Source organism: Streptococcus sp. SM3 (assembly GCF_027497875.1).
Genome location: NZ_JAJNSA010000081.1, coordinates 1 through 11,058 on the forward strand (window position 1 = coordinate 1; position 11,058 = coordinate 11,058).

Genomic DNA, 11,058 nt, shown 5'->3' on the forward strand with positions numbered 1-11,058 from the left:
TCCAACATCAGGAAATCTTTCCGTCATGTTTAATGCGATTTATGCGGCCCAACATCCACAAAATTTCTTGTTCAATGCCCAAGCAGTGGAAACATCAGGAAATCCTTTGGCCCATGCAATCCTTCGCGGAGGCTTGGATGCAAGTGGTAAGAATATTCCAAATTACCATTATGAAGATTTGCTAGCGGCATCAAAACGCTATAGCGAAATGGGCTTGCAACATCCCTTCATCCTGGTGGATACCAACCATGACAACTCTGGTAAACAATTCGAAGAGCAAGTACGCATCGTGAGAGAAACCATGATGAACCGTGCTTGGAATAAAGATTTAGCATCCTTAGTTCGTGGTTTCATGATTGAGTCTTACTTAGAAGATGGGCGTCAAAATGAACCAGTGGTTTATGGTCAATCCATCACAGACCCTTGCCTGGGTTGGGAAAAAACACAGGCCTTGGTCAAAGAAATTGCAACGATGAATAAATAAAAGGCAGGGGCGGAAGGAGTGATTCTTTGGCCCCTTCTCTTTTGTCAGTAAAGAGATATTGAGACAACAAATAAGGATAAAAGAAGATGATCAAAGGACATGGGATCGATATTGAATCGATCACTGCGATTGAAAAAGCCTATCAAAAGAATGCACGATTTGTAGAAAAAGTTTTAACTGAGGCTGAGCGGGCACGCTTTGAGGAATTGTCCGGAAAGCGGAAAATGGAATATTTAACGGGTCGATGGTCTGCTAAAGAAGCCTTTTCAAAGGCAATGGGAACAGGGATTGGACCGGTTGGTTTTCAGGATTTAGAAATTTTAAATGATGCCCAAGGAGCCCCTTATTTTTCCAAGTCTCCTTTTTCTGGGAAGGTATGGATTTCGATCAGTCACAAGGGAGACTTAGTCTCGACCAGTGTCATTTTGGAGGAAGAAAATGAAAGCAAGTAAACATAGACCAACTGTTGCAAGAATTGATTTAGATGCCATTGCCTTTAATGTGCAACAAGTTAGTGAGCATATTCCGAGTCAAACCTTAAAGTATGCAGTCGTCAAGGCCAATGCCTATGGTCATGGGGTCGTTGCAGTGACCAAAAAATTAGCAGCTCAAGTAGATGGCTTTTGTGTATCCAATATGGATGAAGCCCTTGAAATCCGTGAAGAAGGTTTGCAACACCCTATTTTGATTTTGGGAGTTGTGCCAAGTGAAACAGTGAGTCTGGCCAAAGAGCAGGACATCCGCTTAACGGTGGCTAGTCTTGCTTGGTTGAATCAATTGCTTGGAGAAGAAGAAGATTTATCAGGATTGAAGGTCCATATTAAGGTGGACTCAGGAATGGGGCGGATTGGATTCCGAAGAATCGAAGAGATCAAAGAGGCTGAACGCCTCCTCTTAGCAGCTGATGCTGAAATTGAGGGAATCTTTACTCATTTTGCGACAGCAGATGAAGCAGATGATCGAAAATTTCAAGCGCAATATCATTTTTTCAAAGAAGTATTGGCTGCTCTTGAAATCCTTCCTCCGATTGTTCATGCGAGTAATTCAGCCACCTCTTTGTGGCATGCAGATACGATTTTCACAGCTGTTCGTCTGGGAGATGTCATGTATGGCTTGAATCCAAGTGGTTCGGTGCTAGCCTTGCCTTATGAAATCAAGCCAGCCTTGAGTTTGGTGAGCGAATTGGTTCATATCAAACAGTTAGAAGCCGGACAAGATATTGGCTACGGGGCAACCTATACGACGGAAGATGCCCAATGGATTGGAACGATTCCCATTGGCTATGCGGATGGTTGGATCCGAGAGATGCAAAATTTCCATGTGCTGATCAAGGGTGAGTATTGTCCCATTGTTGGGCGAGTTTCGATGGACCAGATTACTGTTCGCCTTCCAGAAGAATTACCTCTGGGAACCAAGGTTACCCTGATTGGCCGAGACGGCGAGAAAGAAATTACGGCAACAGAGATTGCGGACTACCGTGGTACCATTAATTATGAAGTAGTCTGTCTCTTGAGTGATCGGATTCCTCGTGACTATGCAGGTGAAGAATAAAAAAAGCAGGTGGGTTTTCCCTGAAGGACCTGCTTTTTTATAAAAGAAAGGAGGAACAATGAATTTACACCAACCCTTATCCGTACTGCCTGGCGTCGGTCCAAAATCGGCGGAAAAATTTAAAAAATTAGGGATTGAAACCTTAGAAGATCTACTCTTGTATTTCCCCTTTCGCTATGAAGACTTCAAAACCCGCAATGTTTTAGAGTTAGAAGATGGGGAAAAAGCAGTCATCTCTGGGGTGGTAGCAACACCAGCCAATGTCCAATATTATGGTTACAAACGAAATCGCTTGCGTTTTTCGATCAAACAGGGAGACCAAGTGATTGCGGTTAATTTTTTCAATCAACCCTATTTGGCTGATAAAATCGAAGTCCAGCAGACGGTAGCGATTTTTGGGAAATGGGACAAGGCAAAAGGCAGTTTGACAGGAATGAAGCTCCTGGCTCAAGTGGAAGATGATTTGCAGCCAGTCTATCGGGTGACGCAAGGAGTCAGCCAAAACAGCCTGGTGAAATTGATCAAAATAGCATTCGATCAGGGCTTGGATCAGCTTTTAGAAGAGAATTTGCCCCAAGTTTTGCGGGAGCGTTATCAACTCTTGTCACGCTCTCAAGCAGTGCAGGCTATGCATTTTCCTAAGGATCTAGCAGAGTACAAGCAAGCCCTTCGCCGGGTGAAATTTGAAGAACTCCTCTTTTTCCAGCTACAGCTCCAAGTGCTAAAAGAAGAAAATCACGAAGCCAGCCAAGGAATTTCCCTGGCCTGGGATCCAGAAAAATTAGCAGAACGAAAAAAACAGCTTCCTTTTGAGCTAACGCAAGCTCAAGAAAACAGCTTGAATGAAATCTTGATAGATATGGCTTCTCCTTATCATATGAACCGCTTGCTTCAAGGGGATGTGGGAAGCGGGAAGACAGTCGTGGCTGGTCTTGCCATGTATGCAGCTCTAAGCGCTGGTAAGCAAGCAGCCTTGATGGTTCCAACGGAGATTTTGGCAGAGCAACACAAGGAAAGCTTGCAAAATCTTTTTCCGGATTTGCCAATTGCTCTTCTAACGGGAGGATTAAAGGCAGCTGAGAAACGAGAAGTCTTAGAGGAGATCGCCTCAGGAACAGCTCAACTGATTGTGGGGACACATGCCTTGATTCAAGAGGGAGTTCACTACCAAGATCTAGGCTTGGTCATTATTGATGAGCAACACCGTTTTGGGGTTTCCCAACGTCGTATTCTTCGAGAAAAGGGACAAAATCCAGACGTTCTGATGATGACGGCAACCCCCATTCCCCGGACCTTGGCCATCACGGCTTTTGGAGATATGGATGTGTCCATCATTGATCAGATGCCTGCGGGACGCAAGGAAATCATCACGCGTTGGGTCAAGCATGAGCAGTTAGAAGTGGTCCTCGACTGGTTGGTAAAAGAGCTCGCAAAAGGTTCTCAAGCCTACTTTATCTCTCCCTTGATTGAGGAGTCAGAAGCACTAGATCTGAAAAATGCCCTTGCCCTCCAGGAGGAGTTAGAAGCCTTCTTTGGTCAGCGGGCGCGTGTTTCTCTTCTTCACGGGAAGATGAAAAGTGAAGAAAAAGAGACCATCATGCAGGCCTTTAAAGAGCACCAAGTCGATGTTTTGGTATCCACAACCGTTATTGAAGTAGGAGTCAACGTACCCAATGCAACCGTTATGGTCATTATGGATGCAGATCGGTTTGGTCTTAGCCAGCTTCACCAGCTACGAGGCCGGGTTGGTCGGGGGAACAAGCAATCCTATGCTATTCTAGTAGCCAACCCTAAGACAGATAGTGGCAAGCAGCGCATGAAAATTATGACAGAGACAACCAATGGGTTTGTGCTGGCGGAAGAAGATTTGAAAATGCGGGGTTCAGGTGAAATCTTTGGAACCCGTCAATCTGGGATTCCAGAATTTCAAGTAGCGGATTTGGTAGAAGATTATCCCATTCTGGAAGAAGCAAGGAAAGTTGCCAGCCAGATCGTAGCCACGCCAGATTGGCGCGAACACCCCGATTGGCATCTGCTCTCGCTTTACTTAGAAAAGAAAGAACATTTAGACTAAAATATAAAAAGGGAGTAGAGTGGAAATTCTTTGGATTCCACTCTACTCCCTTTAAGATGGCATTTTACGGGCTTTGTATCTTGATGAATGCGACAGGACGAAGGTGGATCGATACCATCCACCTGAGGAGTTAGTGAGTCGTGTAGGCAAGGCACCATAGTGCTTGCCGTTACACGAATTGAACACGCCCTAAATGCTGTGTGAAAAAGATAAATTCTCTTGTGAGCTTCGCTCCCCGCGACAATTTCCTATTTTCACTTGGCATTTTACGCCCTTTGTATCTTATGCTACCCTTCGATATATTCTTTGAGTTCTTGTCCTTTTAGGCCGGCATTGAGGGCGATGAGAAGTTTGATGCGAGCTTTGGGGGCATTTAATTCTTTGATGAAAAAGACACCGGCTTGATGGAGTTGGACGCCACCGCCTTCATACGCGTAAACTGGTTCTGCGATCCCGTTGAAGCAGCGGGATACTAAAGCGATTGGAAGTCCGGCATCTATGAATTCTTGGAGTTTATGGGCAGTCTCTTTAGGGATGTTTCCTGCTCCAAAGGCTTCAATAATGAGGCCATCAATTTTTGAGTGATCCAGTAGATCTAGCAGATCATTTTTCATACCAGCATAAGTAGCGATAATGGGAACGAAACCTTCAATTTTATCGAGATCAAAGCGCACTCGTGGCTCAGCTGTTTTAAAGAAGAGGATTTCCTTTTTCATGACCAACCCCAGAGGACCGTGGGTTGGTGTCTGAAAGGTACTGACATTGGTGGTGTGGGTTTTGGTGACGTACTTAGCTGCATGAATTTCGTCGTTCATGACAACTAAGACGCCTTTATCGCGTGCTTTTGGATCGGCCGCCACTCGAAGGGCTGTTAAGAAATTATAGACACCATCGCTTCCGAGCTCGTTGGAGCTTCGCATAGCTCCTGTAATGACCACACCGATCTCTGGTAACTCCATGGTATCCAAGAAATAAGCCGTTTCTTCCAGCGTATCTGTTCCGTGGGTAATAACGATGCCATCATAGTTGTGAGCTTCCTCTTTGATTTTTTGATACAGGGCTAACATGTGACGAGGAGTCATTTGAGGGCTGGGAAGGTTGAAGAAGTCCTCTGAGGTGACTGCAATCCCTTCAATTGGTGAAGTAACTTGGGTCATGGGATTGACTTCATTGGTAATCACTGCCCCAGAGTCATCTGCCGCCATCGAAATGGTCCCTCCGGTATGTAGTGCTAAAATTTTCTTAAACATGTGAAGCTCCTTGGAATATGTGATATAATTTATTTTATCATAAAAAGAAAGAAACAGTAGACATGGAAATAAAAGCAGTCTTTTTTGATATCGATGGAACCTTGGTGAATGATAGTCGAGCGGTCCTCAAATCAACAGAAAAAGCTATTCAGTCTTTAAAGGAAGAAGGGATCTATGTAGGCCTTGCGACAGGGCGGGGACCGGCCTTTGTCAAACCGTTTATGGAACGCTATGGCTTTGATTTTGCCGTGACCTATAATGGTCAGTATATTTTGACCAAGGACCGCGTGCTATTTACCAGTCCAATCGATAAAAAGAGTCTGCACCAACTAATTGACTATGCTCGAGAACACCGCAAGGAAATTGCTCTCGGTACCAAGGATGGGGTATTCGGTTCTCGGATCATGAGTTTTGGGATGAGTCCTATTTCAACCTGGTCCAGTCGCTTTGTGCCTCGCAAAATGGCCCGAACAGTCAGTCGAGGATTTAACAAAGTGGTCAGCAAGGTCGTCCCACAGGATCAGGACACCCTCTATGCACTAGCGCAAGAACCAATCTACCAAGTACTGATCTTATCGAGTCCGGAAGAGACTGCAAAAATTGAAAAAGAGTTTCCACATTTGAAATTTACACGTTCCAGTCCTTTTGCAGCAGACGTCCTCAACCCAGGCATTTCTAAGCTAGAAGGCATCCGCATCGTTGGCCAGGAATTTGGCTTTGACATCGATGAGGTGATGGCTTTTGGGGATTCGGATAATGACTTAGAAATGCTTTCAGGAGTTGGCTTGTCCATTGCGATGGGAAATGGAACCACTAGTGTCAAAGCGATTGCCAAGCATACCACGACTAGTAATGGCAAGGATGGTATTCAAAAAGCCCTGCAACACTTTGGTATTCTCTCAGAGAAAGAGCTCTTTCTTTCTAAGGATGATCACTTTAATAAGGTCAAAACCTTCCATGGTGTAATGGATGGGGAAACCCAGGAGAAACCAGTGGTCTGGCAACCTCAAGATGCCCTTTATCGGACCATGTTCAAGCAAGAGGAACTGGTGGAATTTGTTCGAGCAGCTAGCTCAAGTGAGGAAGAATTCGATCGCTCGGTAGCAGCCCTTCACGAAGCTTTGGATAAGGCTGCAGATAAGGTGCGTAGCAAGCACCCGGCTGAGATTTCCATGGTGGGACAGGTCGATGCCTTGATCGATACCCTCTATCTGACTTATGGTAGTTTTGTGCTAATGGGAGTGGATCCTGAAGAGGTCTTTGAGATTGTTCATCGGGCCAATATGGGTAAGATTTTCCCAGATGGAAAGGCGCACTTTGATCCAGTAACCCACAAAATTCTGAAGCCAGATGATTGGGAAGAAAAATACGCCCCGGAACCAGCTATCAAAAAAGAACTCGATCGCCAGCTAAAGGCCTACGAAAAACATGCAAAACAAAAAGAAGCAAAAAAAGACAACTAAAAAAGGTTTGGAACAAAGGTTCCAAACCTTTTTTAGAATGTAGACAAACTATTTTTTACTAAGATAAGTAAAGTGTTCCACAAAGAAGTCGAAATATGTTCTTATTTTTAAAATTTATAAAAAATATTGAAAAACTTTCCGCCGTGAGAAAAGTGCTAGAAACACTATTGTTTCTAGCACTCGGGAGTTTTGAGACCTTAGGCTCAAAACTTAGTCATGGAACTTCGAAGAAGGTCGCTGACGTCCGTACTCACCTAAGGAAAGTTTTCAATATAACTTTTTCTTTACTACATGGTTTTATCCTTATCACGTACCACTAGTAAGTCTACTTTGGCGTGGCGAAGGATATATTCTGAGGAGGATCCGACCATTAACCGTTCGAAGGCATTGAGTCCGGTAGCCCCGACCATAATAAGGTCAACCCCTTCCTTACTTGGGATATCATTGGCTAAGAGGACTTTTGGATTTCCCATTTCTACAACAGTCACAACATTTTGAACGCCGACTTTTTCAGCACGTTCCTTGTAGCCCTTGAGCAATTCGTTAGCTTCTTCTTGCAATTCTTCGTAGACCTCAGCATCAAAAGTTGAGACGCTTTGAAGGGCACGAGTATCGATGACGTGGGCAATAGTCAATTTAGAGCCGTTGCGAAGAGAAACGTTAACCCCTTTTTCAAAGGCTAATTCTGCTTCATGAGAACCGTCGACAGCGACCATAATGTTTTCGTATTTTTGAGACATAATCCTACCTCCTTATAGCTTGAAAACATGGATAGAATAGAAGGGAATCCTATTCTTTATACACTTATATTTTATCTCTTTTGAGCTAGAATGTAAAGGTAAAGTCTCGCTTTTCTGCTATATTTTTGCAGAATTTTTAAAGTCCTCGGTTTGTACTCTATTTGAACTAGTGGTATAATAGAGATAATTTCGTGAATCGAGGCAGAATATGAAGGAATATAATAAATCAAGCAAACTCGAACATGTCGCTTACGATATTCGTGGTCCAGTCTTGGAAGAAGCGATGCGCATGCGAGCAAATGGAGAAAAAATTCTACGTTTGAATACAGGGAATCCTGCTGAATTTGGCTTTACAGCTCCAGATGAAGTTATCCATGATTTGATCATGAATGCGCGTGATAGTGAAGGCTATTCAGACTCAAAAGGGATCTTTTCAGCCCGCAAAGCCATCATGCAGTACTGCCAGTTGAAAAAAATTCCAAATGTGGATATTGATGATATTTACCTTGGAAATGGAGTGAGTGAGCTGATCGTCATGTCCATGCAAGGACTGCTCGACAACGGGGATGAGGTCTTGGTTCCCATGCCGGACTATCCTCTTTGGACAGCAGCCGTCAGCCTAGCTGGTGGGAATGCGGTTCACTATCTTTGTGATGAAGAAGCAAACTGGTATCCAGATATTGAGGATATCAAGTCGAAAATCACCTCAAACACTAAGGCTATCGTTGTCATCAACCCGAATAACCCAACAGGTGCCCTCTATCCAGATGAGATCCTGCTTGAGATTGTAGAGATCGCTCGTCAAAATAACTTGATCATCTTTGCGGATGAAATTTACGATCGCTTGGTCATGGATGGTGAAAAACACACGGCTATCGCAAGTTTAGCGCCTGATCTCTTCTGTGTGAGTATGAATGGCTTGTCAAAATCTCACCGGATTGCCGGTTTCCGTGTTGGTTGGATGGTTCTGTCCGGACCAAAGCATCACGTGAAGGGCTATATCGAAGGCTTGAACATGTTGTCCAATATGCGTCTTTGTTCAAATGTCTTGTCTCAACATGTTGTGCAAACCTCTCTGGGAGGCTACCAATCCGTGGATGAACTTTTACTTCCAGGTGGTCGAATTTATGAACAACGGAACTTTATCTACAAAGCCATCAATGATATTCCAGGCCTCTCAGCTGTTAAGCCAAAGGCTGGTCTCTATATCTTCCCTAAGATTGATCGGGACATGTACCGCGTGGATGATGACGAGCAATTTGTTTTAGAGTTCTTGAAGCAAGAAAAAATTCTCTTGGTTCATGGCCGTGGCTTTAACTGGAAAGATCCAGATCACTTCCGGATCGTTTACCTTCCACGTGTCGATGAGTTAGCTCAAATTCAAGAAAAAATGACTCGTTTCTTGAAGCAATACAAACGTTAATTAGATAAAGGATTGAAGAGGAAAGTCTTCAATCTTTTTTTTGATTCATTTTATAAAATCCATGTCATCGAAACGACATTTTTCTGAATTGCGCATAATTGTAGAAAAAATAAATAATTTTCAGATAATTTGATTGAAATTCCCACACTTATATGATATACTTGAGCTGACTATATGCGAGGTTTATTATGGCAAACTTATTAGAAAAGACACGTAAAATTACATCCATCTTGAAACGGACTGATGAACAGTTGCAGTTCGAGATGCCTTATAATGATATTGCCCAGCAATTAGCGGATATTATCCACTGTAATGCCTGTATCATTAATAGCAAGGGAACCCTTCTTGGTTATTTCATGCGTTACAAGACCAACAATGACCGGGTAGAAGCTTTCTTTCAAAATAAAAAATTACCAGAAGATTATGCCAAGGCAGCTAGTTTAGTCTACGATACAGAAGCTAATTTAGATGTGGACCATGATTTGAGTATCTTTCCGGTCGAAACCAAGTCTGAATTTCCTGATGGCTTGACCACCATTGCGCCTATTCATGTTTCTGGGATTCGGTTGGGTTCCTTGATCATTTGGCGCAATGATAAACAGTTTGCGGATGATGATTTGATCTTGGTTGAGATTGCGAGTACCGTGGTAGGAATTCAAATGTTGAACTACCAACGCGAGGAGGACGAGAAGAATATTCGTCGTCGCACAGCGGTGAATATGGCTGTCAATACCTTGTCTTATTCCGAATTGCGTGCCGTATCTGCCATCCTTAGTGAATTGAAAGGCAATGAAGGTCAGTTGACTGCTTCTATCATCGCAGATCGTATTGGCATTACCCGCTCTGTGATTGTCAATGCACTTCGGAAATTGGAATCTGCTGGTATTATTGAAAGTCGTTCTCTTGGAATGAAGGGAACCTATCTTAAAGTGTTGATACCAGATATTTTTGAAGAAATTAAGAAAAGAGACTACTAATGGCTAAAGCATTAATTTCGATTGACTACACCGTTGATTTTGTAGCGGATGAAGGTAAGCTAACGGCAGGGGCTCCCGCCCAAGCCATTTCTGAGAGCATTGCTCAGGTGACCCAATTGGCCTTTGACCAAGGAGCCTATGTCTTTTTTGCCATTGATGCGCATGATGTAGACGATCCTTTTCATCCTGAAAGCAAGCTCTTCCCACCCCATAATATCATTGGGACTAGTGGACGTGATTTGTACGGTCCTTTAGCAGATTTTTATCGGGAGTACAAAGCGGATCCGCGCGTCTTTTGGATGGACAAACGTCATTATTCTGCTTTTTCAGGGACGGATCTAGATATCCGCCTTCGGGAACGTCATGTGGATACCGTTATTTTGACGGGTGTCTTGACCGATATCTGTGTCCTTCATACAGCGGTTGATGCCTACAATCTGGGCTATCAGATCGAAGTCGTGGAACCTGCAGTGGCGTCGCTCACTCCTGAAAATCACCAGTTTGCCTTGAATCATTTCAAGCATGTCTTAGGGGCAAGCTTGGTAGACGGCGCACTAGCTGTATTAGATACTAAATAAGAAAACATTGTAAAAGAGGTCATAGACATTTGTCTAGGCCTCTTTTTCGGGCCTAGAAATTGTTTTCCTCTCTTGAAAATGGTATTCTAATGAAAGAAAAAAGGGGAAGTTATGAGTAAAAAAGCTGTCGTGTTTTCAGCCAATCTATCTTATATGGAAAAGTTGGAAACCGCTATGAAGTCACTGTGTGCCCATCAGGACCAGTTGAAAATTTATGTCTTAAATGAAGATCTACCAACAGAGTGGTTTGCCATCATGAATCAGCGCTTGCGCCAGTTGGATTCAGAGGTGATCAATTGTCGGATGTCTCCTGAGCAATTCCAGTCCTTTTCGCTTCCAAGTGACCATATTCACTATGCGACCTATTTCCGTTATGCTATTCCAGAGATGGTGGAGGAAGAGCGGATCCTCTATCTGGATTGTGACATGATCTTTACACAGGATTTATCGCCTTTGTTTGATATTGATCTTAAAGGTTATGGACTGGGGGCAGTGGTCGATAAGCCAACGACGACAGA

10 protein-coding genes and 1 pseudogene are annotated in these 11,058 nt (G+C 43.6%); 9 read left to right on the forward strand and 2 right to left on the reverse strand.

Annotated elements, in window-relative coordinates:
* The 4 genes and pseudogenes from PAN06_RS10600 to recG form a co-directional block, all read left to right on the forward strand.
* Window positions 1-484: pseudogene (locus tag PAN06_RS10600) on the forward strand (3-deoxy-7-phosphoheptulonate synthase); the annotation flags it as partial.
* 86 nt (window positions 485-570) lie between these two features.
* Window positions 571-936: a holo-ACP synthase gene (gene acpS / locus PAN06_RS10605; protein WP_049515909.1), complete on the forward strand. Its 366-nt coding sequence runs from the start codon at window positions 571-573 to the stop codon at window positions 934-936.
* On the forward strand, window positions 923-2,035 hold the full coding sequence (gene alr / locus PAN06_RS10610; RefSeq protein ID WP_269796278.1) for an alanine racemase: 1,113 nt from the start codon (window positions 923-925) through the stop codon (window positions 2,033-2,035). The genes acpS and alr overlap by 14 nt, the downstream gene beginning before the upstream one ends.
* Window positions 2,036-2,093: 58 nt before the next feature.
* The gene (gene recG, locus PAN06_RS10615; protein WP_269796279.1) at window positions 2,094-4,109 is read left to right on the forward strand and encodes an ATP-dependent DNA helicase RecG; all 2,016 of its coding nucleotides are present in this window, start codon (window positions 2,094-2,096) and stop codon (window positions 4,107-4,109) included.
* 287 nt (window positions 4,110-4,396) lie between these two features.
* Here recG and PAN06_RS10620 read toward each other — a convergent pair whose 3' ends face one another.
* Window positions 4,397-5,359, reverse strand: a complete 963-nt coding sequence (locus PAN06_RS10620; RefSeq protein WP_269796280.1) for an asparaginase — start codon at window positions 5,357-5,359, stop codon at window positions 4,397-4,399.
* A gap of 62 nt (window positions 5,360-5,421) precedes the next feature.
* Here PAN06_RS10620 and PAN06_RS10625 point away from each other — a divergent pair, with 62 nt between their 5' ends.
* The gene (locus PAN06_RS10625) at window positions 5,422-6,822 is read left to right on the forward strand and encodes a Cof-type HAD-IIB family hydrolase (RefSeq protein ID WP_014713790.1); all 1,401 of its coding nucleotides are present in this window, start codon (window positions 5,422-5,424) and stop codon (window positions 6,820-6,822) included.
* 287 nt (window positions 6,823-7,109) lie between these two features.
* On the opposite strand, the gene PAN06_RS10630 is transcribed toward PAN06_RS10625, so the two are convergent.
* Window positions 7,110-7,562 (reverse strand): universal stress protein, encoded by a 453-nt coding sequence (locus PAN06_RS10630; protein ID WP_003008541.1) that lies wholly within the window; start codon window positions 7,560-7,562, stop codon window positions 7,110-7,112.
* A gap of 208 nt (window positions 7,563-7,770) precedes the next feature.
* Between PAN06_RS10630 and PAN06_RS10635 the strand changes: the two genes are divergently transcribed.
* The 4 genes from PAN06_RS10635 to PAN06_RS10650 form a co-directional block, all read left to right on the forward strand.
* A complete protein-coding gene (locus tag PAN06_RS10635) occupies window positions 7,771-8,985 on the forward strand; it encodes a pyridoxal phosphate-dependent aminotransferase (RefSeq protein ID WP_021153766.1) in 1,215 nt (404 codons plus the stop codon).
* 188 nt (window positions 8,986-9,173) lie between these two features.
* Window positions 9,174-9,962, forward strand: coding sequence for a GTP-sensing pleiotropic transcriptional regulator CodY (gene codY, locus PAN06_RS10640; RefSeq protein ID WP_024054997.1), 789 nt, complete (start codon window positions 9,174-9,176; stop codon window positions 9,960-9,962).
* Complete coding sequence (locus tag PAN06_RS10645) at window positions 9,962-10,540, forward strand: isochorismatase family cysteine hydrolase (RefSeq protein ID WP_269796281.1); 579 nt, start codon at window positions 9,962-9,964, stop codon at window positions 10,538-10,540. Before codY ends, PAN06_RS10645 begins: the two co-directional genes overlap by 1 nt.
* A gap of 111 nt (window positions 10,541-10,651) precedes the next feature.
* Window positions 10,652-11,058, forward strand: a 407-nt coding sequence (locus tag PAN06_RS10650) for a glycosyltransferase (protein ID WP_276593272.1), incomplete at its 3' end; no start/stop codon positions are given.